The 24553-nt window shown below is 57.9% G+C and carries 21 protein-coding genes; 18 read left to right on the forward strand and 3 right to left on the reverse strand.

All coding sequences use genetic code 11. The features are described 5' to 3' along the window. Positions 1-35: 35 nt before the first annotated feature. Positions 36-911, reverse strand: coding sequence for a phosphatase PAP2 family protein (locus tag ELR57_RS07900; protein WP_238162442.1), 876 nt, complete (start codon positions 909-911; stop codon positions 36-38). A gap of 89 nt (positions 912-1000) precedes the next feature. Then, positions 1001-1408, reverse strand: a complete 408-nt coding sequence (locus tag ELR57_RS07905; protein ID WP_126958484.1) for a TIGR04086 family membrane protein — start codon at positions 1406-1408, stop codon at positions 1001-1003. A 204-nt stretch (positions 1409-1612) separates the two neighbouring features. Between ELR57_RS07905 and ELR57_RS07910 the strand changes: the two genes are divergently transcribed. Beyond that, positions 1613-1843, forward strand: a complete 231-nt coding sequence (locus tag ELR57_RS07910) for a YetF domain-containing protein (RefSeq protein ID WP_126958485.1) — start codon at positions 1613-1615, stop codon at positions 1841-1843. A 15-nt stretch (positions 1844-1858) separates the two neighbouring features. Here the strand turns inward: ELR57_RS07910 and spoVB are convergent, their stop codons facing one another. Continuing rightward, complete coding sequence (gene spoVB / locus ELR57_RS07915; RefSeq protein WP_126958486.1) at positions 1859-3442, reverse strand: stage V sporulation protein B; 1584 nt, start codon at positions 3440-3442, stop codon at positions 1859-1861. 180 nt (positions 3443-3622) lie between these two features. On the opposite strand from spoVB, the gene ELR57_RS07920 reads away from it, so the two are divergent. The 17 genes from ELR57_RS07920 to aspS all read left to right on the forward strand — a co-directional run bounded on the left by ELR57_RS07920 (position 3623) and on the right by aspS (position 24543). After that, positions 3623-3901: a post-transcriptional regulator gene (locus ELR57_RS07920; protein ID WP_126958487.1), complete on the forward strand. Its 279-nt coding sequence runs from the start codon at positions 3623-3625 to the stop codon at positions 3899-3901. A gap of 163 nt (positions 3902-4064) precedes the next feature. Continuing rightward, entirely contained in the window at positions 4065-5315 is a 1251-nt protein-coding gene (secD, locus tag ELR57_RS07925; protein WP_126958488.1) for a protein translocase subunit SecD, read from the forward strand. Continuing rightward, entirely contained in the window at positions 5305-6213 is a 909-nt protein-coding gene (gene secF, locus ELR57_RS07930) for a protein translocase subunit SecF (RefSeq protein ID WP_126958489.1), read from the forward strand. The genes secD and secF overlap by 11 nt, the downstream gene beginning before the upstream one ends. A 42-nt stretch (positions 6214-6255) precedes the next feature. After that, positions 6256-7200 (forward strand): cation diffusion facilitator family transporter, encoded by a 945-nt coding sequence (locus tag ELR57_RS07935; protein ID WP_126958490.1) that lies wholly within the window; start codon positions 6256-6258, stop codon positions 7198-7200. Positions 7201-7338: 138 nt separating this feature from the next. Continuing rightward, positions 7339-9774 carry a single-stranded-DNA-specific exonuclease RecJ gene (recJ, locus tag ELR57_RS07940; RefSeq protein ID WP_126958491.1) on the forward strand — a complete coding sequence of 812 codons (2436 nt, stop codon included), beginning with the start codon at positions 7339-7341 and terminating at the stop codon, positions 9772-9774. A gap of 93 nt (positions 9775-9867) precedes the next feature. Further along, positions 9868-10380 (forward strand): adenine phosphoribosyltransferase, encoded by a 513-nt coding sequence (locus ELR57_RS07945; RefSeq protein ID WP_126958492.1) that lies wholly within the window; start codon positions 9868-9870, stop codon positions 10378-10380. A gap of 221 nt (positions 10381-10601) precedes the next feature. Next, positions 10602-12197: an efflux RND transporter periplasmic adaptor subunit gene (locus ELR57_RS07950; RefSeq protein ID WP_126958493.1), complete on the forward strand. Its 1596-nt coding sequence runs from the start codon at positions 10602-10604 to the stop codon at positions 12195-12197. Beyond that, complete coding sequence (locus ELR57_RS07955; RefSeq protein ID WP_126958494.1) at positions 12197-12901, forward strand: ABC transporter ATP-binding protein; 705 nt, start codon at positions 12197-12199, stop codon at positions 12899-12901. Before ELR57_RS07950 ends, ELR57_RS07955 begins: the two co-directional genes overlap by 1 nt. Beyond that, positions 12898-14064, forward strand: coding sequence for an ABC transporter permease (locus ELR57_RS07960; RefSeq protein ID WP_126958495.1), 1167 nt, complete (start codon positions 12898-12900; stop codon positions 14062-14064). The genes ELR57_RS07955 and ELR57_RS07960 overlap by 4 nt, the downstream gene beginning before the upstream one ends. Before the next feature lie 32 nt (positions 14065-14096). Continuing rightward, positions 14097-14780: a response regulator transcription factor gene (locus ELR57_RS07965; RefSeq protein WP_126958496.1), complete on the forward strand. Its 684-nt coding sequence runs from the start codon at positions 14097-14099 to the stop codon at positions 14778-14780. After that, positions 14777-16213 carry a sensor histidine kinase gene (locus ELR57_RS07970; protein WP_126958497.1) on the forward strand — a complete coding sequence of 479 codons (1437 nt, stop codon included), beginning with the start codon at positions 14777-14779 and terminating at the stop codon, positions 16211-16213. Before ELR57_RS07965 ends, ELR57_RS07970 begins: the two co-directional genes overlap by 4 nt. 138 nt (positions 16214-16351) lie before the next feature. Continuing rightward, complete coding sequence (locus ELR57_RS07975) at positions 16352-18544, forward strand: RelA/SpoT family protein (RefSeq protein WP_126958498.1); 2193 nt, start codon at positions 16352-16354, stop codon at positions 18542-18544. A 40-nt stretch (positions 18545-18584) separates the two neighbouring features. Further along, the gene (gene dtd, locus ELR57_RS07980) at positions 18585-19028 is read left to right on the forward strand and encodes a D-aminoacyl-tRNA deacylase (RefSeq protein ID WP_126958499.1); all 444 of its coding nucleotides are present in this window, start codon (positions 18585-18587) and stop codon (positions 19026-19028) included. Positions 19029-19118: 90 nt separating this feature from the next. Then, positions 19119-19295 (forward strand): hypothetical protein, encoded by a 177-nt coding sequence (locus ELR57_RS27815; RefSeq protein ID WP_158629962.1) that lies wholly within the window; start codon positions 19119-19121, stop codon positions 19293-19295. Between the two features lie 75 nt (positions 19296-19370). Then, positions 19371-20441 carry a hypothetical protein gene (locus ELR57_RS07985; protein WP_126958500.1) on the forward strand — a complete coding sequence of 357 codons (1071 nt, stop codon included), beginning with the start codon at positions 19371-19373 and terminating at the stop codon, positions 20439-20441. Between the two features lie 980 nt (positions 20442-21421). Continuing rightward, complete coding sequence (hisS, locus tag ELR57_RS07990) at positions 21422-22672, forward strand: histidine--tRNA ligase (RefSeq protein WP_126958501.1); 1251 nt, start codon at positions 21422-21424, stop codon at positions 22670-22672. A 41-nt stretch (positions 22673-22713) separates the two neighbouring features. Continuing rightward, positions 22714-24543: an aspartate--tRNA ligase gene (aspS, locus tag ELR57_RS07995; RefSeq protein WP_126958502.1), complete on the forward strand. Its 1830-nt coding sequence runs from the start codon at positions 22714-22716 to the stop codon at positions 24541-24543. Positions 24544-24553: the final 10 nt, after the last annotated feature.

The raw sequence follows: 24553 nt of genomic DNA on the forward strand, positions 1-24553 counted from the left end.
AAATTACGGCACAACAGGCGAAATCTTGTTGTCAGCTAATTTGACGTAGAGGAACTGGTCGATCGCGACGCGGCTCGAGCCCATCTTCTCTGAGGTTCGGCCTTGCCGGCGGCCCTGGCCTTGGCGGGGCGTTCCGCCCAAGCTCCGACCTTCAAGCCAACGGCAACGGAGATAGCGGCGAGACCGAGCCCAAGGGTCATATCCGTCAACCAATGAATGCCCAGATAAAAAATGGAGAAAAGAATAATGGTCGCATTGATCCCGGCGAAGACCGCCCATCTTCGGATGCCGGAGCGCGCCGCCAGCAAAGCCATCGTGACCGAGATGGAGGTATGAAGGCTCGGCACGCAGTTGTCGAGCCCGGACAAGTGCCGGTATTCCTGCTCGAAGCGAGGAAACACGTCCAGCATCAGGAATTGGATGTGCGGCGAGGCCGACCAGGCTTCATCGACCGGGACGAACAGGAAGAACGGCAGAGCGATCAAATAATTCAGCAGCAAAGCGACGCAGAACGCGTAGAAAAGCCTGGAATTCCCTTTGTATGTATAAATCGCGATGGAAGCAATCATGACCGCTTGGAAGAAGACCAGGTAAAAAACGGAGCAGAGGACCGTCAGCCAATCGGCGCGAAGAACGGACTGAAGCGTTCCTTGCCAGTTGCCTTCCCAGCCGGTCAAAGCGGAGGTCAGATCGTAGTGCAGCGGCAGCAGCGCTTCCAGCTTCAGCTCGAATTTGTTGATCAGAAGGATGGCGAGCAGTGACAGGAAAAATAACATGCGTTTCGGCGAGGTGACCAGAATCCTGACGAAAGCCGCCGCCGCGGCCAAGGGCTGACGGCCTGTCCCGAACCAGAGAAGCGCGGCCACCGCGATCCCCGTATAGATCGAAATCGTCAGCATGGAATCAAACAAAACCAACCTTCTCCCCCGCATTCCGTAACCAAATTAGGACTTAGTATATCATACCCGGAGGGGGAAAAGGAAAACGGAAGCCGCGGAGGTTATTTCCTGCCTTTGGAGCCGGAACCCGTATTGACCCCCATCATGCCTCCGATCGCTCCGGCTGCGCAGGATACCCCGAGCAAGGAGAGGATGCGCACCGTCCAGCCGATGTCATGGGCGAGATAGCTGGAGACCAGGACGAGCAGCGCATAGATAAGACCGGTCGCGAAGCCGACGTACCAGCCTCTGCGCCCCGAACGCCGGGCGGACACGAATCCTCCGCACAGGGAGGCGAAGCCGTGAACGCCGAATACCCAAGGGACGATCTCGTCCTCGCCCATGGACGAGCTGTACAGCAGTACGGAGACAAGCAGCGTTCCCGCAGCGAGCCAAATAATGGCCCAGAGGATTCCGGAAACGACCGGAGAAGCAATGCGGAAGCCGGATACTTGCGGAATGGACTTCATGAGACACGCTCCTTCACAAGAGTGTTTTGTATCAGCCTATGGCCGCTAGCCGAATGCTAGTACAAGAAACCTTGATCCGGCGCGAGCGAATGCCATTATTTCCACAAGCCGGGCCGTATGAGCCTGAGCGGGGAGGGTGACAATAACAGGCGCCTGAGCGCGCGCATCGCGACGCGACTTCCGAAGAACGAGAGGAATCGGAGCATGATGAAGAAGCTTACGGCCGTTCCTGCTGCGTACCCGAAGTTCCGTTTCGAACCTCTTCCGACTCCCCTGATCCTGGACGGACACGTTCAGGACGACAATCTGGAGAAGCTTGGCAAAACCCGGTTCTGGCTCAAAAAAGAGCTGGGGCTGCGAGGAGTCGGAAGCTTCAAAAGCGTATACCTCTGCACCTGCAGCCAGCAAGGCAAGCTATATGTGAATCGCAAATAACCGTTTAAAAGCGTCTCATCGGAAAAATCGGCCGACAATCGGTACCCTGGCGGCGTCCAGGCGGTCGATGAGCTTGAGCCAGATCAGCAGCAGCACATAGACGACGACGGCAGCGAGCGAGGCGGCGGCTAAACGGGCCGCGTCGTTCGCCATTCCGTCCCAGTTCCATATCGCGAGAGCGCAGGCACCCGTTATGATCATCGCAAGCGCTACCTTAAGGAAGTCGATCGGCATGAGCCGGAAGCCGGTCAGACGGGCGACGCTGAACCAATGAAGCAGCGTGACCAGAACCATGTTGACTCCCGCCGCGATTATCGCCCCTTGAATGCCGAATTCGGGACGGCTGGCCAATTGAACGATAAGAGTAAGCTTCACGACGGCTCCGACGAAAGTGTTGACGAGCGCCGTGCCCGGACGGTTGAGCGCTTGAAGCGCAGCCTGGAGCGGCGATTGCATATAGATGAAGACGGCGACGGGAGCAAGCCACCGCAGCATGCCGGCCATCGAGTCGTCCCCGTACAGCAGAGAGCAGATCGGCCCGGCGAGAAGTCCCATGAGCACGATGAACGGGGCTGCCGTCACGACGGCGAGCCGCAACGATTGATGAAGCCGTTTCTGGATACCGGCCCAATCCCCTTGGGCGGCGGCGTCGGACAAGGCGGGAACGAGAGAGACCGCCAGCGAATAGGTAAGAGCGCCGGGGAGGGTCAGCAGCGGAATGACCATTCCCTGCAAGGATCCATATAGAGAGGTGGCCATCGAGACCGCGATACCGGCCGCGATCAGGCTTTTGGTCGTCAGGATCGACTCAAGCAGATAAGATAGAGAGCCGATCAGCCGGCTTCCGGTGACGGGAAGGGCAATCCCTAGCATTCTCCGCGTGATCGAACGCTCCTCCGCGCTGTCTACATCATTATTTTCCGTTTCGGTTGGTGCGGACTCGGCTGGAGATCGCTTCGACCGGACTTCGATTCTCAGCTGGCGCCATAGAACAAGCAGGCCCGCGAGCTCCCCCATGACCAATCCCGCCATCGCTCCGGCAGCAGCCGCTTGCAGCCCCCAAGGAAGCAGCAGGGAGGTCAGCAGGAGCGTCAGCACGATGCGTACGATGGTCTCGGTCGTTTGGGAGATCGCAGTGGGAATCATGTTCTGCTTGCCTTGAAAATAGCCTCTCCAGACGGAGGAGGCCGCGACGAGCGGAAGCGCAGGAATCATGGTGATGAAGGCCGTTCCGACGCGCGGGTCGGTCATGATCGTCGTCGAGATCCAATCGGACAAGGCCAGGCAAGCGGTAGCCGCGGCGAGACTGGTCGCCAGCGCCAGCCCCATGGCGGTTCGCAGAATTCGCCCGATCAGCTTCGATTTGCCTCTGGAATCGGCTTCGGCGACAAGCTTGGCAACGGCAAGAGGGAGTCCGCCGGTAATGATCGTAAGAATGACGATCATGAAGGGGTAGACGAGCTGAATGAGCCCTACCCCTTCCGCTCCGATAATGCGGGGAAGCGCGATGCGCGGAACGAAGCCGAGCAGCCGATTCACGAGACCGGCCGCCAGCAGGATCATGGCCCCTTGAATAAACGTTTGCTTGCGTTTGGACATGGCAACCCCTTCTTCTCGTCCAGGTAGGTAATAGTACATGCTTATGCTCCCTCGGCGCCGCTTGATGACAGGAGTTGTCCGATTAAGATTCGTCTCGAAGGAGGAATTCGCGACGGGGACATCGAAGTTAGGGTATGACGATGTTGGAGGGGTCATGGAAGATGCGAGGAGGGCAAAGGCATGAAGGATGGGGAAGAAGGGACAGGGGCCGCCGACATTCTGAACGAGGCGGAACGCAATCAGATGTTCGAGCAGCTCTGCCGGGACAAGGCGGAAGAGTTCAAGATGCTCGGGTACGATCAGGTGACGGGCCAGGATATCTGGGAATGCGTCAGTGACAAATATTACAAGACGGGCACTCCGCCGCTGCATGCCGTCGTTAACGATATCATGTCGCTTAAGGTGAATCAGTATATGAATTTCATTACTCTCAGCTTATATCGCGGAGAAAAGCGGTAGAGAGGATCATAATCGCAGGACAAAAGAAAGGCAGCCGGGCGGGTTCGACGCCGGGCTGCCTTTGCTTTTGGAAGAGACTGCCCTGTTTTCGACAAATTGACTTCCTTTTTGGCCCGTAGGTATAATAGGAACATTGAGAACTGAAAGGGGATCGCAACGCATAATGAAACGACTGCTCACCTTCGTGTTTGTCGTCGTAGTAGCGTTCGGGGCAATCGCATGGACAAGCCCTCACCTGCTCGATCAAACAAAGCTAGGTCTAGACCTGAAAGGCGGATTCGAGATTCTGTACGAAGCGCAACCGCTTAATGAAGGCGGTACCGTAACCAAGGAATCTCTCAAAGAAACCGCGAAGAGCTTGGAGAAACGCGCGAACAAGACCGGCGTTGCCGAGCCCGAAGTGACAACGGAAGGGAGCAACCGGATTCGCGTCAAGATCGCGGGAGTATCGAACGAACAAGAAATCCGCGACAAGATGAAGAAACCGGCCGAACTGGAATTCCGCAGCGCCAGCGGCTGCGCGGCCGATGCGGGATACTGCAAGGTCGAACTGGTCGGCAGCGACTTCGTGGAAGGCGCGGCTAAGGTCGAATACAACTCTCTGAACGAACCGCTGATTGCGATTCAAGTCAAAGACAAAGCCAAGTTCGCCGAGATCTCGACCCGGCTCGTCGGCAAGAACCTGGCGATCTTCCTGGATGACGACATGCTGTCCGATCCGGTCGTTCAACAGCCGTTGACGGACGGCAACGCGACGATCTCCGGCCAACGCACGATCGCGGAAGCCAAGGATCTTGCGGATACCATCAATCTGGGAGCCCTTCCCCTCAGCTTGACCGAGAAGTACACGCAGAGCGTGGGAGCGACGCTGGGACAGAAGTCTCTTGAGGATACGGCTCTGGCCGGCATTGTCGCTTCTATCGTTATTCTTCTGTTTATGCTTATTTTCTATCGTCTTCCCGGCTTCATCGCCTGCATCTGTCTGCTCGTCTTCGTCTGGGTGCTGCTCGCCGTCTTCTGGATGATGAACGCGACCTTGACGCTTCCGGGCATCGCGGCGTTCGTTCTCGGCATCGGGATCGCGGTGGATACCAATATCATTACGGCCGAACGGATCAAAGACGAGATTCGCAACGGCAAGAGCATCGCTTCGTCCCTTCGTTCGGGCAACAAGAACAGCTTCCGGACCGTTATCGACGCCCACATCACGAACATCATCGTCGGCGCCGTGCTTTACTTTATCGGGCAAGGCACCGTTCGCGGCTTCGCCGTCGTTCACTTGTCCAGCATTATCATCAACATCGCGACGAACCTCTTCCTGGCTCGCTTCCTGCTGCTGCTTGTCGTGAAGAGCGGACGTTTCAACAAACCGTCTTATTATGGCGTAAAGGAGAGTGAAATCCGTGCGCTATAAGTTCAGCAACCTCAACTTCGTCAAGATCGCCCGGCCGGTGTTTATCTCCGCGATCGTGCTTGTTCTCGCCGGAATCGTCTCGCTGTCCATCTTCGGATTGAATTACGGAATCGACTTCAAGTCCGGTTCCTCCGTCGATATCTCGGTAAGCAAGAACGTGGAGAAGGCGCAGGTCGAACCGTTCCTGAACTCCGAGGAATTCGGCAAGTACACCTTTACCTCGGGCGAATCCCGCATCTCGATCCGTTTCGAGGAAGCGTTGACGGATGTCCAGCAGAAGAAGCTCGAGTCCGACTTTAAGGAGAAGTTCGATGCGAAAGCATCGTTCGAGGTTAATATCGTTGACGTAGACATCGCGAAGGAACAGGAATGGAACGCCTTAAAAGGCATTCTGATCGCTTGTATCGGCATCGTCATCTACGTGGCGATCCGTTTCGAATGGCGCTTCGCGATCTCCGCGGTCGCATCGCTGATCTTCGTGGCCTTCATGGTCATCACGATCTTCTCGATCTTCCGTCTCGAGGTCAACCTGCCGTTCATTCTGGCGATTCTGACCATTATCGGGTACTCGATCAACGATACGGTCGTCATCTTCGACCGGATTCGCGAGAATCTGCGCTTCGCTAAGCTGAAGACGGATTCGGACCTGACCGATGTCGTCAACAAGAGCATATCCCAGACTCTGACGCGTTCGATCAATACGGTCGTTACGGTCGCGTTCGCGGCTGTTTGCTTGTTCGTGTTCGGCAGCGAATCGATCAAGATGTTCTCGCTCGCGATGATTCTGGGCCTCCTGATCGGCGCGGCATCTTCGATCTTCATCGCTAGCCCGCTGTGGCATCTGCTGCGCCGCAAGGCGAAGCCTCATCAGAAGGCGAAGCCTCAGAGCGCTTCTTAAGCAAGCGAATATCTTAATAGCAAGATCAAGGGAGGGCTCGATATGTCTCAAAGGCGGTTCGCTGGCGCGGAGCATGGAGCTGGAATGTCCGCATTAGGGCTGCTTGGGCTCTCCATTCTCAAAGGCGGAGTCGGATGGCTGACGGGCAGCCGGGCGCTGCTCGCGGATGCCTGCCATTCGGCTGCGGATACGGCGGCGGCAACGACGACGTATCTGGAGATGAGAAGAGTCGGCCATGCTCCTAGGACTCACCTGGATAAGCAGAAGCTCCCCGCGGAAGCCGTCGTCGGAATCGTATTCTCGGCGCTGCTGTTCGTCGGAGGAATCGAGATCGCCATCTCTTCGATTCGCAAGATGGCGAGAGGCGTTGACGAAGCGCCCGGATGGAGCGCCGTCGCGGTCATCGTGTTCGGGATCTTCGTTCGCGAAGGGCTGATTCGCTATCGCAGAAGATACGAATCCCGGCTGGGCATGAGGCCGGACTCCGTTCGGGGAGAGAGCCGCTCGGATATTTTCGCCTCTCTCACCGCCCTTGTCGGATCGGTAGGGGCGATGACCGGCGAGCTGTTCGACATCCCGTCGCTGTACTTCCTCGATCCGGCAGCGGGCATCGTCATCGGCGTCTTCGTCATGAAGTCGGGCTATCAGCTCGTTCAAGGGGTTATCCGTTCCGTGGACGACAGCTCCCTCGACGAGGTTGACGTCCAGTCGCTGCTCGAAGCGGTTCAAAGGGTGGACGGCGTCGTCGCCGTCGAAGGATTGAGGGCAAGAGAGCTGGGCCATTACGTCATCGTCGACCTGACGATTCGGGTGAACCCGAGAATCACCGTGTTCGAAGGGCAGGATATCGCGCTTCGAGTCCGGAGGCAGTTGACCAAGAGGTTCCTCCACGTGACGGATGCGAACGTTCAGGTTCAGCCTTTCGACCCCGGCTATCCGTACAAGTCCAATCATCAAGAAGAAGAGCTTGGAGCCTTCGTCCAATAATAGGCAAGCAGGCAGCTCCGCCGAATTGCGGCAGCTTCGCAGGGAATCGTCATCCAACCTTCGGAGCGCTCTACTCGGCGGAGTTGATCTGTTTATGCCGCCCATAAAGCTAGGATAAATAGAAAGGTGGATACCGGCATGAGAAGATCTTATCGTTGGCTGCTTCGAGAAACGGACGAACGCGAGACTGAAGCGCTCGTTCGGGAGTTGAAGCTGCCGCCGATGGTTGCCAGGCTGCTCGTATCCAGAGGTTATCGAACGCCGGGAGAGGCGAGAGCGCTGCTCAGCTCCGAAGCGGAGTCTTTCCATGATCCTTTTCGGATGAAGGGCATGCAAGCGGCAACGGAGCGAATACATAAAGCGCTGCGGGACCGCGAGAAAATCAGGGTATACGGGGATTACGACGCGGACGGGGTCACATCCACGGCGCTCATGACCCGGCTCCTGATGCGCCTGGGAGCAAGCTTCGATACTTATATTCCCCATCGGAGCCTGGAAGGCTACGGCTTGAACCTGAAGGCGGTCGATCTGGCCGCGGAGGCCGGCATTGGGCTGATCATTACGGTCGACAATGGTATCAGCGCATCGGAGCAGATCGCTTACGCTCGCGAGAGAGGCATCGACGTGGTGGTGACCGACCACCACGAGCCGCCGGAGAAGCTGCCGGAAGCGGCGATCGCTCTGGTGAATCCGAAGCAGGAGGATTGTCCGTATCCGTTCAAGGGGCTGTCGGGAGCGGGGGTGGCCTTCAAGCTGGCTCACGCCATGCTCGGCACGATCGAGCCCGCATATGCGGACGTGGCGGCGATCGGAACGGTGGCCGATCTTATGCCTCTTACGGGAGAGAACCGCGCTATCGTGAAGCTAGGCCTGAGCCGTATGGTCAGCGATCCCGCGCCCGGGATTCGCGCGCTCGCCGAAGCGAGCGGAACGGATTATACGAAGCTGACGAGCGGCAGAATCGGGTTCGGCTTAGCCCCCCGGCTGAACGCAGGCGGAAGGCTGGAGCGGGCGGATGGAGCGGTTCGGCTGCTCGTGACCGAGGACGAGGAAGAAGCGAGAATGCTCAGCCTCAAGCTGGATGAATTGAACAAGGAGCGACAACAGCTTGTCGAGGATACGGTGGTGCAAGCCGAAGAGCTGTGGCAGGCGAAGATCGCGGAGCATGAAGGCCGGATGCCGGAAGCTATCGTGCTTGCCGGGGACGGCTGGAACGCGGGGATCGCGGGCCTTGTCGCCTCCAAGCTGGTGGAACGCTACTACCGGCCCGTGATTATTCTCGCCCACGATCCCGCCACCGGCAAGTGCAAAGGCTCCGCGCGCTCGATCGAAGGCTTCAACCTCTACGACGCGCTGACCGAATGCTCGGACCTGATGGATCATTTCGGGGGACATGAGGCGGCGGCCGGGATGACTCTTCCCTATTCGAACGTGCCGGAGCTCGGCGAACGGTTATCCGAGCTGGCGAAGGAGAGAATATCGGCGGAGGATTGGATTCCGAGCAAGAAGGCCGACCTGGTCTGCTCGATGAACGAACTGACCTTGGAAGCGGCCGATCAGCTGAACCAGCTGGAGCCGTTCGGCAACGGCAATCCGACTCCCCGCATCGTCATAAGAGGCGTCTCCATAGCCGAGAGCAAGACCCTGGGGAAGGAAGGCACCCATGTTCGCTTCGTCGCGGTGTCCCAGGGGCGGCGGCTGGAGACGGTCGGCTTCGGCATGGCGGATTCCCTTGAACTGTTCCGGTCGGGAGCCGAGCTGGACCTTCTAGGGGAGTTATCGGTGAACGAATGGAACGGCAGCCGGAGAGTGCAGTTCATGCTGCAGGACTTCAAGAAGAATCAACCTTCGGTCCGGGATTGCCGGCAAGAGAAGCTTGGGGATTCCGTGGCCGTTCGGCTTGCCGAAGAAGGACGGAAGGCGCTGTTTCTTTATTCCTCCGCCGCGGGAAGAATCGGCCTCGAGAATCTGGACGGCATATCCCCGGCCGGAATCAATGCCGCGGTCTACTCGGCTCTGGGCGATCGGGAAGATTCGGCGATATGGGAAAGGCTTGAGGCTTCCGCGTCCGCATCCTCGAACGCGGGCGCGGAAGAAGGATGGACGCTTGTGCTGGCAGGACTGCCTAGAACGACGGAAGAAGCGGAAGCGCTGCGGGCAGCGGTTGCGCGGAATTCCGACAAACTCGAGGAGATCCGCATCTATTTGGCGGAATCGGATCGCAGCTCCGAGAGGAAGCGATCTTTTCCCGACCGTACGCAATTCGGCAAGGTGTATACGATGTTCCGCAAGCAAGAGCGGTGGATCGACGCTCCCGACGGCTTCCTCAGGAAAGTATCGGAAGCTTCGGGCTGGCCGCTGGCGACGGTGCGCATGATGCAGGAAGTATTCCTCGAGCTTGGCTTCTTGACGGCGAACCGCTCCAACATCGATTGCGTGGCCTCGCCGCCGAAGCGCGAGCTGGATCGATCCGAGCGCTACCGCAAAGCCAAGGAACAGGCGGAGCTGTCGGAGCTAGCCGAGCTTCCGCTTCAACAATTCAAGAAATGGCTCTTCAAGCAAGGGGAAGGCTGACGGACGTGCCAAGATTAAGCAGTCATAGCCAGCCACCCTTCCGAAGTGTATAATTCTATTCGTGATCAGTACCGGAAAGGGGTATTCAGAAGGATGGATTTCAAGGATTACATTCGAGTGATTCCCGACTTCCCGCAACCGGGAATTCGTTTTAAAGACATTACGACTTTGCTGAAGGACGGCAAAGCTTACCAGGCGGCAATCGACGCGATGAAGGAGCTGGTCTCCGATCTTAAGATCGACGTGGTCGCCGGACCCGAGGCTCGAGGCTTCGTCGTCGGCGCTCCGCTTGCGCTTGCGCTTGGCGTCGGCTTCGTGCCGATTCGCAAGAGCGGCAAGCTGCCTTACGAGACGGTAGAAGCTTCTTACGATCTCGAGTACGGCAAAGACAAGCTTGCCGTCCATAAAGACGCCATTACGCCGGGACAGCGGGTGCTGATCGCGGACGATCTTCTCGCTACGGGCGGAACGATCGCCACGGCAACTCAATTGATCCGCCAGCTCGGCGGGGAGATCTCGGGCGCCGCGTTCCTGATCGAGCTGAGCTACTTGGACGGCCGCGACAAGCTGGCCGGCATCGAGACCCGCTCGCTCATTCAATATTGATGGTTTGATCCTGCATGCAAGAGGGCTGTCTTCTTGGTACACGAATTCGTGGCCATGAAGACAGCCTTTTTGCATTTTCGGCCGCAGCAGTCCGTGACAGAAAAGGAGATTCGTTTTCATCCTAGATTAAGGTCGAGTTCATCATCCGTTCATTTACGAGTGCTAGTATTCAGTTAATATTTGCTACATAGAAGGATCCGATATTGGGAGGCTCTCGCAGAATGAAGAAGAAACGCATAAAGAAAATCATTACCTGGGTAGTCATCGTGTGCATTCTCGGCGCGGCCGGCGGCACCGGTTATTGGTACTACACGAAGGACGACGCGGTCGCCGCGGCCCAGACCTTCCAGCAATCCCGGGTGACCAAGGGAACGATCACTCAAGGCGTGTCCGGTTCGGGATCGGTGGCCGTCAGCGAGACGGAGGACGCTCTCGTGTCCGAGGCGGGAACCGTGAGCACGGTCAAGGTGGAGGAAGGCGACGTCGTCAAGAAAGGAACCGTTCTGGCGACTTTCGAGGGCCAGGATGTCACCCTGTCGTTGAATAAATCCAAGCTCAGCCTGCAGCAGCAGCAGATGACGTTGGAGCAAGCCCAGGCGAAATGGAAGAACCTTCAGGTATCGGGGGGCAGCGAGGACGACATCGCGGCCGCGGAGATGAGCATCAAGTCGGCTCAGCTCAACATCGAGCAGACCAAGCTGGAGATCGAGGACTATGAGGAGAAGGCGAAGGCGCCGGATCCGATCGTGGCGCCGATCGACGGAACGGTGACGAAAGTGGACATCAAGGCGGGAGATGAAGTACAAGCCCGCTTGGCCGCTTTCACGCTGGTGAACTACGACAAGCTGGAAGTGACCATCTCCGCCGACGAGCTGGACGTTACCAAGCTTAAGGTCGGTCAGGAGGCGAACGTCTCCATCGAAGCCCTGAGCGGACAAGAGATTACCGGCAAGGTGACGGAGATCTCCAAGGACGGGACTTCCTCGAATGGCGTGGCGACCTTCCCGGTCATCGTCACGTTGAATGAGATCGAGAACGTGCTGCCGGGCATGTCGGCGGACGTGACCGTCGTCATCGAGCAGAAGAAGGAAGCTCTGATCGTGCCTGTCGACGCGGTCGAGTCGATCGCCGGCAAGTATTTCGTTCGCGTGCCGAATAACGGAACGAGCAGCTCGTCCGGCGCGAAATCCGGCAATGAAGAAGCGGCTTCGGGCGGCAAGACGGATGGAACGGCTGCGGGAGAAGCTCCGGCGGGCGGTGCCGTGCCGAGCGGCGCTCCGGAGGGCTTCGATCCCAACAATCCGCCGGAAGGCTTCGACCCGAGCCAGATGCAGGCGGGGGACAACGGCGGCCAAGCCGATCTAACGGGCAAAGCAAGTCAAGCGGGCCAGACGGGCCAGACAGGCCAGACAGCCCAAACGGACAAAGCGGGTCAAACCGGCCAAACTGGCCAAACGGGAGAAAACACGCAGCGCGGCCAAGGCTGGGGAAGCGGCAACCGCACAGGCGAGAATCGCCAAGGCGGCATGGCAAACTTCATGAACCAGATGAACTCCAGCAACGAGTTCAAGATGCAAGAGATCACGGTGGGCATCACGACCGATTCCCAAGTCGAAGTGCTGTCCGGCCTGACCGAAGGCCAAACGGTTCTGATTCCGGTCATCGTCAATACGTCTTCGACCAAGACCACCATAACAGGCTTCCCAGGGGGCATGGGCGGCGGCTTCCCTGGCGGCGCGGCCGGCTTCTCCGGAGGCGGGAACTTCGGCGGCGGCGGCTTCAGCGGCGGAGGCGGCACCAGAGGAGGAAGTCGCTAATGAGCAACAAAGAACAGGCTCCTCTGATCCGACTGGAGAACATCTACAAGCAGTATACGCTGGCAGGTGAGACCTTTAACGCGCTGGATGGCATCAACCTCACCGTGAATCATGGAGACTTCATGGCGATTATCGGCCCGTCGGGTTCGGGCAAGTCCACCCTGATGAACGTGCTCGGCTGCCTCGACCAGCCGTCGAGCGGCAAGTATTTCCTGGACGGGAACGAGGTCGAGGAGCTGAGCGAGCGGAAGCTGGCTACCATTCGCAACACGAAGATCGGCTTCATTTTCCAAAGCTTCCACTTGCTCCCCAAGCTTAAAGCCATCGACAATGTCGAGCTGCCGCTCGTCTATCGCGGGATGTCCTCCGGCGAGCGCCGCGCGAGAGCGAAGGAAGCCTTGACGAAGGTCGGCCTTGGCGAGAAGATGTTCCACGTCCCGAACCAGCTATCCGGCGGCCAGCAGCAGCGCGTCGCGATCGCGCGGGCATTGGCGGGGGTTCCTCCGCTTCTGCTCGCGGACGAACCGACGGGAGCGCTCGACAGCAAGACGAGCCGGGACGTGATGGGCCTGCTCAAGGAATTGAACGAAGAAGGCAACACGATCGTCATCATTACCCACGATCCGACCATCGCCGCCCAGGCGAAGCGGGTCGTAAGCATACAAGACGGCAAATTGACGGAAGAAAGGACTGAAGCATCGTGAAGTTATCCCAAGGTGTCAAGATGGCTTGGCACAGCGTAAGTTCTCAGAAGATGAGAACTTTGCTCACGGTGCTGGGAATCATGATCGGAATCGCCTCCGTTACGATCATGGTGGCGATCGGGAACGGGACGGCCGAACAGGTCAAGAGCCAGATGCAAGGGCTGGGCACGAACATGCTCACCGCCAACGTGGTCGGACGCGGTTCGGTCACCAGCATTACGCAAGCGGACGCGAAGACGCTGACGGATATCGACGGCGTGAAGGAATATGCGCCGGTCATCTCCGGCAACGTCACCGCGAAGTATAAGACGACGACGTATAGCGCTTCCGTCCAAGCGACCACGGCTTCGTTCGCCGATGTTCGCGACTACAAGGTAGCCCAGGGCCGCTTCATCAAGGATATCGACGGAGCGTTCTCGCAGAAAGTCGCCGTCATCGGCTCGGAGGTTGCTACGGAGCTGAACATCAGCAACCCGGTCGGCCAGAAAATCGGCTTGAACGGAAGCTCCTACAAAATCATCGGGGTACTGGAGTCGAAGGGTTCGACGACGAACGGCTCCAGCGACAACGTCGTCATAATCCCGGTCGAGACGGCGCGCGTCGCCTTGAAGACGGATGCGATCCGGACCATCTACGTTCAGGTCGAGAGCAGCGATAAAGTGGATTTCGTCCAGAAGATGCTCGAATTCAATCTTCAGACCTTCTTCCGCAACGACGAAGACGCTTATACCGTGTTCAACCAAGCGGACCTTCTGAAGACGATCACCGAGGTATCGACCTCCATGTCCACGATGCTCACGTACGTGGCCGCGATCTCGCTTCTGGTCGGCGGCATCGGGATCATGAACATGATGCTGACTTCCGTCTCCGAACGAACGAAGGAGATCGGCATTCGGAAGTCGCTGGGAGCGAAGCAGCGGGACATCCTGTTCCAATTCCTGGTGGAAGCCGCGATGATCGGCGGATTAGGGGGATTGATCGGGGTGATCGTCGGGGCGAGCGGTTCGTCCTTCGCGGGCAAGCTGATGGACTCGCCAGCGTCGCCTTCGGTTGATATTATGGTGTTAGCGCTGTTGTTCTCGATGGGAGTAGGCGTGCTGTTCGGCTTCCTGCCGGCAAGGCGCGCATCCCGTCTGAATCCGGTTGACGCATTGAGGCAATAATTCGTTACTTGACGGAAGGAGCCCGGCCCGATATGGCTATCGCCAACATCCTAATCATCGAAGACGATCCATATATCAGCGACCTTATCGGACTGTATCTCAGAAGGGAAGGCTTCGGCTTCGCCGTCGCGGTGAACGGGGAGGAAGGCATCGAGCTCTTCCTCTCCGAGACGCCCGATCTGGTCATCCTGGACCTGATGCTTCCGGGACTCGACGGGTTCGCGGTTTGCAAGAGGATTCGGTCCCAGCGGTCGACGCCGATCATCATGCTCACCGGCAAAGGCGAGAGCTACGACAAGCTCAAAGGCTTCGAGCTCGGAGCCGACGATTACCTGGTGAAGCCCTTCGACCCGAAGGAGCTGCTGGCCCGGATCAAAGCGGTGCTCAGACGGCTCAAGCCGGGCTATGCCCGCGAGCCGGTTCGTTACATGGATCTCGTCATCGATATGGACCGATACGTCGTTCAATGCGGAGGAGCCGAGATGACCCTGCCGCCCAAAGAGATGGAGCTGCTGCATGCGCTGGCTTCGATGCCGAATCGGGTGTTGACTCGCGAACAGCTGCTGGACCGGGTATGGGGCTACGATTTCGAAGGGGATCCGCGAACGGTGGACGTTCACATCAAGCGGATACGGGAGAAAATCGGGTCTTCGGAGCATTACCGGATCGAGACGATCCGGGGAGTCGGCTACAAGTTCGAGGTGAGCGGAGCATGATCCGGTGGAATGGCATCACCGCGAAGCTGCTGCTCGCCTTTTTTGCCGTTCTGGTCATCTCGTTCGCGTCGACATCGCTCTTCTCTTCCTGGTTCGTCCGAACGGAACTGAACGATCGGAATATCCGCTTCGAGAAAGACCAACTGAACGTCGCGGCGGCTCTCGTCCGCAGTTCCTACAGGGAGAGTTGGGATCCGGGGATGCTGCGCTCCGCGCTGTGGATGGCAACGGGACCGATGAACCGGACGCTCTTCTTGCTGGACGGGGAAGGCAGGAGGATTCTCAAGACAGGCCCGCAGGATTCTCTCGATTTATCCCAAGAGGATTTAAACGCGGCCATGAAGGCTCTCGGAGAGGGAACGGCTTATCTGGATGTTCCCTCTCTGACCAGCGCTCACGCGACGCTGTCCGCAACGCCGATTAACGGCACGGAGGACATGGCGGCAAAGTATCTCGTCATTCGCACCAAGGTCGAACCGCGGCCGATGTTCTTTTTCAACAAAACGTTCCGCTCCGTCATGGCGACCGCCTTCGTGCTCGGGTTCGTAATCGTGGCCTTCATCTCCGGCAGGCTGTCGCTCCGGATTCGCCGAATGAGCGACGCCGCGAGAAGGATCGCGAAGGGGAGATTCGATATTCGGCTGCAATCGAAGCCGAAGGATGAGCTTGGAGAACTGGCCGAATCGCTTAACCACATGTCGGAGGAGCTCGCCGGCTTGGACCGGATGCGCCGCGAGTTTCTCGCCAACGTGTCCCACGACCTTCGGTCTCCGCTAACCTCCATCGGCGGATACGTGGAAGCGATGATCGACGGAACGATTCCGCAGGAGAGGAACGGAACCTATCTGGGCCTGATCCGGGAACAGACCCGGCGGATGAACCGCTTGGTGGACGACCTCTTGGAGGTCGCCCGCATGGAAGCGGGACAAGTGGAGATCCATCCGGCGGATTATAACATCACCGAATGGGTTCGCCGGCTTCTGGCCGCCTTCGATCCGGATTTTACCCGACGGCAGCTGACGTTCTCGCTCCTCGGCGATCAGGACGACGTGTGGGTACGCGCCGATCCGCACCGAATCGATCAGGTTCTATCGAATCTGCTGCTGAACGCGATCCAATTCTCCCCCAACGGCAAGTCCGTCGAAGTGTCCATCGAACGGAGAGGAGACCGGGCCGTTATCGGCGTTCACGATCACGGAGTCGGAATCTCCGAGACCAACCTGGAGAAAATATGGCAGCGATTCTACAAATCCGACAAAGCGCGGTCGGTGCACTCCGGCAGCGGGCTGGGCTTGTCGATCGTTCAGCATATCCTGGAGAAGCATGGGACGCATGCATCGGCGGCGAGCCGATTGGGCGAGGGGTCCAGCTTCTGGTTCGAGCTGCCGACGGTCGAGCCGCCAAGCGGTCCTAGATCGCATACGCATCGCTAACGAATTCCGCGTCGCAGGCGTAGGCGCAAGGGAGGATTGCATAGCGTCGGTTGACGATTCCTGCCGCCAAGAGGCATAATGAAAGGAATACTTCAGGGTACAGTGGCGGCGCCTCCGGCCTGCGGAAAGGAACTTGCAATGGGCATGGAGCAATTGCTCGAGAAAGCATCGACTTATATGAAAGAGCAGGATTTGCAGCGAGTGAGAGAGGCGTTCGAATACGCCGACGAAGCCCATCGCGGGCAGATGCGCAAATCCGGTGAACCCTATATTCTGCATCCCGTTGCCGTTGCCGAAATTCTGGTCAATATGCAGATGGATGTCGTGACGGTTATAGCGGCTCTTCTTCACGACGTCGTCGAGGACACGACGGTCACTCTCGAGGATCTCAAAGAGTGCTACGGGGAGACGATAGCGGGACTTGTCGACGGCTTGACGAAGCTGGAGAAGATTCAGTTCCGCTCCAAGGAAGAGCAGCAGAACGAGAATTACCGCAAGATGTTCGTCGCGATGGCGAACGACATCCGGGTCATTCTGATCAAGCTGGCCGATCGCCTGCACAACATGCGCACGTTGAAATACCAATCCGAGGAGAGCCAGCGTCGCATCGCGCATGAGACGCTGGAGATTTATTGTCCGATCGCCCATCGTCTCGGTATCAGCGCGATCAAGTGGGAGATGGAGGATATCGCCCTCCGATTCCTGAATCCTCAGCAATATTACCGGATCGCGAATCTGATGAAGAAGAAGCGCACGGAGCGGGAAGAGTATATCTCCCATTTGATCAACAAGATCAAAGAGAAACTTGAAGAGATGGGCATTCAAGGAGATATCTCCGGCCGTCCCAAGCACATCTACAGCGTCTTCAAGAAGATGACGACCCGCAACAAGCAGTTCAACGAGATTTACGACCTGCTGGCGATCCGCATTCTCGTCGACAACGTCAAGGACTGCTATGCGACCCTCGGGATCATTCATACGCTATGGAAGCCGATGCCGGGACGCTTCAAGGATTATATCGCGATGCCCAAAGCGAACATGTACCAATCGCTGCATACGACCGTAGTCGGCCCGACCGGCGAACCGACGGAAGTGCAGATCCGCACTTGGGAGATGCATCGGACGAGCGAATTCGGTATCGCGGCGCACTGGGCGTACAAGGAAGGCAAGGAACAGGGGGTCGTCCAAGGCTCCTTCGGGGACAAAATGAATTGGTTCCGCGAGATCATCGAGCTGCAGCAGGAGACTCGGGACGCGGCCGAATTCATGGAATCGCTGAAGATGGACTTCTTCACCGATCTGGTCTTCGTCTTTACGCCGAAGGGCGAAGTCTTCGAGCTGCCGGCCGGTTCGGTTCCGCTCGATTTCGCTTATCGCGTCCATACCGAAGTCGGCAACCGCACGATCGGAGCGAAGGTGAACGGCCGCATCGTGCCGCTCGACCACAAGCTGAAGACCGGCGACATCGTGGAGATTCTCACCTCCAAGCACTCCTACGGCCCGAGCCAGGACTGGCTCAAGATCGCCCAATCCTCGCATGCCCGCAGCAAGATCCGGCAGTGGTTCAAGAAGGAGAAGCGCGAGGAGAACGTCGAGAAGGGCTGGGAGTCTCTCGAGCGCGAGCTGAAGCGCATCGGGCTTGAACCGTCGGAGTGGATGACCGACGACAAGCTGATCGAAGCCGCCCGCAAGTTCACGTTCAACGATATCGAAGACATGATGTCGGCGATCGGATTCGGAGGCATTACGGCCGCGCAGATCTGTACCAAGCTGACGGAGAAAATGCGCCGGGAGGCGGAAGAAGCCCAGCAGATCCAGCTCACGAACGAGGTCATCAAGGAATCGAAGCCCGTTCCGGCGGTTCGTCGGAATCGACCGTCTAACGGCGTTATTGTCAAGGGAGTCGAGAACCTTCTCGTTCGCTTCGCCCGCTGCTGCAACCCGGTTCCCGGCGACGATATCGTCGGTTACATCACGAGAGGCAGAGGCGTATCCGTTCACCGGACGGATTGCCCGAATCTGCCGCAAGCGACGGAGGGTGAAGAGGCCGCCCGCGTGATCGAGGTCGAGTGGGAGGAGTCTGTCGAGGCGAACTACAGCGTGGAGATCGAGGTGCTCGGCCACGATCGCCGCGGCCTGCTCAACGAAGTGCTCCAGGCGGTATCGGAGAGCAAGACCAACATGGCGGCCGTCTCCGGACGTTCGGATCGCAACAAGGTGGCCATCATGCATCTAACGATCCTGATCCGCAACAAAGACCATCTGCATACCGTCGTGGAGAAGATCAAGCGCGTCAAGGATATTTTCTCCGTGCAGCGGATGATGCAGTAGAGAATAGCAGAACGAGCATGACCCGGAGGTTGTCGTTAAAGTGAGAGTCGTATTGCAACGAGTATCGCAAGCGAGCGTTCGCGTCGAGGGCAAGACCGTGGGAGAGATCGGCAAGGGACTGCTGCTCCTCGTCGGAATCGCGCCGGGCGACGGCGATAAGGAGCTTGCCTGGATGGCGGACAAGGTCGCCGGCCTGCGGATCTTCGAGGACGAAGCGGGGAGAATGAATCTGTCCGCCAGTGACATTGGCGGAGAGATCCTATCGGTCTCGCAATTCACGCTGTACGGAGACTGCCGGAAGGGAAGGCGCCCGAACTTTATGGGGGCGGCGAAGCCGGAGCTCGCGTCCGTGCTGTACGACCGCTTCAACGGGCTGCTTCGCGAGAAGGGCTTCAACGTCGGAACGGGCGTGTTCGGAGCGATGATGGACGTGTCCCTCGTGAACGACGGACCGGTTACGCTGATCCTCGACAGTCCGGAATAAGCGAAGAGGATTGAGCCCCGTTGACTGAAGTTTCTATCGGATGGCAACACTACATGTCGATCCCTTGATTTGGAAAGGAAGTCGACAGCGGTGAGGCAATCCGCCAAAGAAGCGAAGCTGCAGCGTTTGATGCGCGAGGGCGAGCCCGTCGATCGCCGGGAAGCGATGGCGATTCAGACGGGAGTCGAGTTCGCGGGAGAGCTTGGAGAAGACGTTCGAAGCGGTGTCGGCTACAGCCGGAGACACCCTCCGATGTCGCGAGGATAAGGATGGAAGGACGCCGGCCTATGAATTAGGCTGGCGTCTTTTCTATTTATTTAGGACTTCGACCCGGCTGGCGAAGTGACCAAGGAGCAGCTTGCGACTTTCCTGATTCGGGGTCTTGGCGTTGATAGCAAAGCCCAGCCGACGGCTGGAACTCCAGACGGCACCGTCTCCGATTGGGCTAAAGGGTATGTCGCGCTATCTCTTGAACTCAAGTTGCTCTCGAATGGGTCGGACGGCAAATTCGGCGGGCAAGCCAATGCCACGCGGGATCTTCTTCTCACTGGAGCTTATGAGACGGCTAAATTGAGCGAGGCGAATAAGCCTTTGAACGTTTTGGGAGCCGACTTTACGGAGGGCAACACGCTGAAGCTGACGCTTTCCGCGGCGATCGACGAGAACTCGGTCGATCTGTCGAAGATCCTGGTCAACGGGGTTCCTCTCGATCCAAGCAAGGATAGCTTTACCTTGCCTGAAGACAAGAAGGGTCTCATCATCAAGCTGCATGATGGATTCACGATCGATCTGGCGAAGCAGCCGACGATCGGGGTCGAGGGGCTGAAGACGATTTTCGGCAATGAAGTGAAGAACGACGCGGAGAAGCCGTTTACGGTAACGGTGACCGCTCCGCCTGCCGGATCGACGTCTTCGGCAGCGGCTTCGTCGGGGTCTTCGGCGCCGCCTTCGTCTTCGGAATCTGTCCCGCCAGTGCTCCTTTACCCAAATGGGATTGAGGAAGGGCATGCTTACTACAACGTGTTCGGAACGTCAGCAGGCACCGTTTATTACGCGCTTTTCAAGGATAATGGATCTGCACCGAGCAAAAACCAGATTAAAACGGGCAGCGGCTCTTTATTTAAGGGGAATAAAATGCTCACTCCCGATGAGCAATTCGTCGCCAGCATCGATGTCCCAACGGCCGACTTGGAACCAGGATTCTATTTGTTATATACCGTCTTTCGCAGCGAGAACGGAGCTTATTCCGACATCAGTTCCGCATCGCTTGTGATCCAAGATGAAGGGGAGATCATTCCGCCCGACCCGATTGATGAAGGCGGAGCTGGGAATGGGGGAGGTCCAGAAGAAGATGGCGGTTCGAATGAAGAGGATAGCGGCGCAGGCGGAGAGGACACCGGTTTAACGCCATAATCCGGCTGCCTTCTCGTTGATGGTGTAGAGGTATGGCGGCGTGACGCATGCGCTCGTCGCCATCATGAACAAGCAACGGGTCGCTGGTGGATTATGTTAGCGTATAAGTCTCAATTCGAATAAATGCGATTTTTCGAGTATAATTGGCATTGAATAATGAAATTAAGGGATTGTATTCGAAAAATCATATAGAATCAGCCCTCTTTTCCCAAGAACCCACTATTGTGTATGAAATTTCATATATAATTAATCGATCATCCCATTGGCGGTTGATTATACTCGACTATTCGAATACATTCGCATTCGCCAACCTGACCGCGGCAAGATCAGGTTGCCGTTTCTCAAGTCCAACGTAACCGTTCAAGGTGAAGTCTAGAGCGACGCGACCATGCGCTTGACGCCTTTACTTTTCCATTCGCAACGAAGCGCTTCCAATCTTGTAATCAAACCGTAATCTCCGCAACATCGTTCTTTAAAACAAGTGCTTTATTATACAAGGTGACCCCCTTTTTTCAAAATAGATTCCATTGAACCTGCCCCTTGCGGCAGGTTATTTTCTTTGAAGCGGGGGTTCGCTTGACATGCCCTCCTTGGGCATATTAGAATAGAAGTCAATTGTATCTTGCCATTGATTCCATGACGGGAAGAAGTACTCCGGAACCAAGTCCCCAGAGAAGAGAGCCTTCGGCTGCAAGCTCTCCGACGATGACCGGACGAATGACCTCCCCGAGAACCGGATGGGAACGGCAGCTTATCGGCTGCTTAGTAGCATTGCGGCGTCGCCGGGCGTTAACCGGATCAAGCGCGAGCGCGGGCGGCTGACTCGGAAGAGGTTGGTTCGCTTCGTTCGAACGATGGGTGGTACCGCGGAAGAGAACCGAAGCTTCCGTCCCTGACAGGATTGTTCCTGCAGGGGCGGGAGCTTTTTTGATTCGCGCCCCAGTGGCAGATGGAAGAGGTAGAAAGGGAGGATCCAAAAGATGGCGTTCCAGAAACCTCCGGGCACGCAGGACGTGCTTCCCGGCAGCGTTGAGAACTGGCAATTCGTCGAGAAGACGGCAAGAGAGCTGTGCCGGAGATATCACTTCCGCGAGATCCGCACTCCGATCTTCGAGATGACCGAGCTGTTCAAGCGAGGCGTCGGCGAGACGACGGATATCGTGGAGAAAGAAATGTATACGTTCGAGGATCGCGGGGGCCGAAGCATGACCCTGCGTCCGGAAGGAACGGCGGGCGCGGTTCGCTCTTACGTGGAGAACAAGCTGTACGGCGAACCGGATCTGTCGAAGCTTTATTACATCGGACCGATGTTCCGGTATGAACGGGCTCAAGCGGGACGTTACCGCCAGTTCCATCAGTTCGGCGTGGAGGCGATCGGTTCCGACAGCCCGGCGCTGGATGCGGAAGTGATCGCGCTCGGCTTCAGCTTCTACAAGGAGCTTGGGCTGGAAGGAGTCACCGTCGAGATCAATTCCGTCGGAACTCCCGAAGTGAGAGCAACGTTCCGTTCCAAGCTGCTCGAATTCCTAACGCCGATGAAGGATAGCCTATGCAAGGATTGCCAGTCCCGCATGGAGCGCAATCCGCTGCGCGTTCTGGACTGCAAAGTGGATCAGGACAAGTTCGCGGACGCTCCTTCGATCCTGGACAGCTTGGATGAAGCGTGCGAGACTCACTTCTCCACGGTGCGCCAATGCTTGGACGCGATGAATATCCCTTACCGGATCAATCCTCAACTCGTGAGAGGACTCGATTACTACACGCACACCGCGTTCGAGTACAAGGCTCAAGGCATCGGCGCGATCGATACGGTCGGCGGAGGTGGCCGCTACAATGGTCTCGTGGCGGATATCGGCGGGGACGATCGTCCCGGCGTCGGCCTCGGAATCGGCTTGGAGCGCACGCTCATGCTGCTCGATAGCCAAGGAGTCAAGCCGGATAACGGCTCTCCGGTCGATGTCTTCTTCATTACGATGGGAGAGCGGGCGGAGCGCGAAGCGATCGGAATCGTACAGCGGCTGCGCAATGCGGGACTTGCCGTCGAGCAAGACTTCCAGGGCCGCAAGACGAAGAGCCTGTTCAAGGCCGCCGAACGCGCGGGAGCCGCATACGTCGCCATCCTTGGCGACGACGAGCTGGACCGCGGCGAGATTGCCCTCAAGAATCTGGCTGCGCAAGAACAGCGCCAAGTCAAGCTCGACGAGCTGGCAGCGGCGATTCGCGGGAACTAACCAACATACACCGCCTAATTTGGCAAAGGGGAACGATAACCATGATGCTCAAAAACCATGATTGCGGCACATTGACCAAACAGAACGTCGGGGAGACGGTCATTCTGAACGGCTGGGTGCAAGGCTGGCGCGACTTCGGCGGCCTGCTCTTCATCGACCTTCGGGACCGTTCCGGCATCGTGCAGATCGTCTTTAACCCGGACTTCAACAAAGACGCCCTCGAGATCGGCAGCCGAGCTCGGAATGAGTATGTACTTGCCGTCAAAGGCAAAGTCGTCGAGCGCGATCCGGAGACGTTCAACGCGAACCTGGCTACCGGCGAGATCGAGATTCAAGTTCAAGAAGTGGAAGTGGTGAACTCGGCGAAGACGCCTCCGTTCCCGATCGAAGACGGCGTTGAAGTGGATGAATCCCTTCGCTTGAAATATCGCTATCTCGACCTTCGCCGTCCGGAGATGCAGAAGACGCTGCGCCTTCGCTCCAAGGCAACCAAGGTCTTCCGCGATTATCTGGACGAGAACGGCTTCATCGACGTCGAGACGCCGATCCTGACGCTCAGCACGCCGGAAGGCGCGCGCGATTATCTCGTGCCGAGCCGCGTCCATCCGGGCGAGTTCTTCGCTCTGCCGCAATCTCCGCAGCTGTTCAAGCAGCTTCTCATGGTAGGCGGCCTCGAGCGCTATTATCAAGTCGCACGCTGCTTCCGCGACGAAGACCTCCGTGCGGACCGCCAGCCGGAGTTCACCCAAGTGGACATCGAGACCTCCTTCCTGTCCCAGGACCAATTGCTCTCCATGATGGAAGAGCTGATGGCGCGCCTGTTCCGCGAGACGATCGGCGTCGAGATTCCGACTCCGTTCCAGCGTCTCACATACCATGACGCCATTCATAAGTACGGCTCCGACAAGCCGGACCTCCGCTTCGACCTCGAGATCCAAGACGTTACCGACATCGTCAAGGGCAGCGACGTGAAGGTGTTCGCTTCCGTGGCCGCATCCGGAGGCGTCGTGAAGGCTCTCAACGCGAAGGGCTGCGCAAGCTGGAGCCGCAAGGAGCTTGACGATCTTCAGCCGTTCGCCGCCCGTTACGGCGGCAAGGGCATCGCTTGGATCACCGTGAAGGACGGCGAATGGAAGGGGCCGATCGTCAAGTTCTTCAAGCCGGAAGAGATCGCCGCTCTGACCGAGCGCCTGAACGTCGAAGAAGGCGACCTGCTGACCTTCTCCGCCGACAAGCTGAAGACGGCGGCGGACGTCATGGGCAACTTGCGCCTGAAGGTAGGCCGCGAGCTCGGGCTGATCGACAACAGCAAGTTCAAGTTCCTGTGGGTCGTGGACTTCCCGCTGGTCGAGTGGGACGAAGAGGCGAAGCGCTACGTGGCGCTGCACCATCCGTTCACCCGTCCGCATGACGAGGATCTTCCGCTGTTCGACACCGATCCGGGCGCGATTCGCGCGCAAGCGTACGACATCGTCCTGAACGGCTACGAAGTGGGCGGCGGCTCGATGCGGATCTATCGCCGCGACGTTCAGGAGAAGATGTTCTCCGCGCTCGGCTTCACGATGGAAGAAGCGAAGGAGAAGTTCGGCTTCTTCATGGACGCCTTCGAATACGGCACGCCTCCGCACGGCGGCATCGCGTTCGGTCTCGACCGTCTGATCATGCTGCTCGCCGGCCGTACGAACCTGCGCGAGACGATCGCGTTCCCGAAGACGGCGAGCGCAACCGATCTTCTGTCGGACGCACCGTCCGCCGTTACCGATCGCCAACTCGAGGATCTGCACATTCGCCTGTCGGCCAAAGCGATTGCCGCTCAAGCGAAGGCGGCTGCTCCGGCAGCGGCTGACGAGTCGGAGAAGCAGGAAGCCTAATGGAATTCGC

The organism is Cohnella sp. AR92, from assembly GCF_003990975.1.
Classification (GTDB): domain Bacteria; phylum Bacillota; class Bacilli; order Paenibacillales; family Paenibacillaceae; genus Cohnella.

Excerpts from the sequence above, each read along its gene's own strand:
- ELR57_RS07905 (WP_126958484.1), bottom strand. The coding sequence starts at position 1,408 with ATGAAGTCCATTCCGCAAGTATCCGGCTTCCGCATTGCTTCTCCGGTC.
- ELR57_RS07910 (WP_126958485.1), top strand. The coding sequence starts at position 1,613 with ATGATGAAGAAGCTTACGGCCGTTCCTGCTGCGTACCCGAAGTTCCGT.
- spoVB (WP_126958486.1), bottom strand. The coding sequence starts at position 3,442 with ATGTCCAAACGCAAGCAAACGTTTATTCAAGGGGCCATGATCCTGCTG.
- ELR57_RS07920 (WP_126958487.1), top strand. The coding sequence starts at position 3,623 with ATGAAGGATGGGGAAGAAGGGACAGGGGCCGCCGACATTCTGAACGAG.
- secD (WP_126958488.1), top strand. The coding sequence starts at position 4,065 with ATGAAACGACTGCTCACCTTCGTGTTTGTCGTCGTAGTAGCGTTCGGG.
- ELR57_RS07935 (WP_126958490.1), top strand. The coding sequence starts at position 6,256 with ATGTCTCAAAGGCGGTTCGCTGGCGCGGAGCATGGAGCTGGAATGTCC.
- recJ (WP_126958491.1), top strand. The coding sequence starts at position 7,339 with ATGAGAAGATCTTATCGTTGGCTGCTTCGAGAAACGGACGAACGCGAG.
- ELR57_RS07945 (WP_126958492.1), top strand. The coding sequence starts at position 9,868 with ATGGATTTCAAGGATTACATTCGAGTGATTCCCGACTTCCCGCAACCG.
- ELR57_RS07950 (WP_126958493.1), top strand. The coding sequence starts at position 10,602 with ATGAAGAAGAAACGCATAAAGAAAATCATTACCTGGGTAGTCATCGTG.
- ELR57_RS07955 (WP_126958494.1), top strand. The coding sequence starts at position 12,197 with ATGAGCAACAAAGAACAGGCTCCTCTGATCCGACTGGAGAACATCTAC.
- ELR57_RS07965 (WP_126958496.1), top strand. The coding sequence starts at position 14,097 with ATGGCTATCGCCAACATCCTAATCATCGAAGACGATCCATATATCAGC.
- ELR57_RS07970 (WP_126958497.1), top strand. The coding sequence starts at position 14,777 with ATGATCCGGTGGAATGGCATCACCGCGAAGCTGCTGCTCGCCTTTTTT.
- ELR57_RS07975 (WP_126958498.1), top strand. The coding sequence starts at position 16,352 with ATGGGCATGGAGCAATTGCTCGAGAAAGCATCGACTTATATGAAAGAG.
- hisS (WP_126958501.1), top strand. The coding sequence starts at position 21,422 with ATGGCGTTCCAGAAACCTCCGGGCACGCAGGACGTGCTTCCCGGCAGC.
- aspS (WP_126958502.1), top strand. The coding sequence starts at position 22,714 with ATGATGCTCAAAAACCATGATTGCGGCACATTGACCAAACAGAACGTC.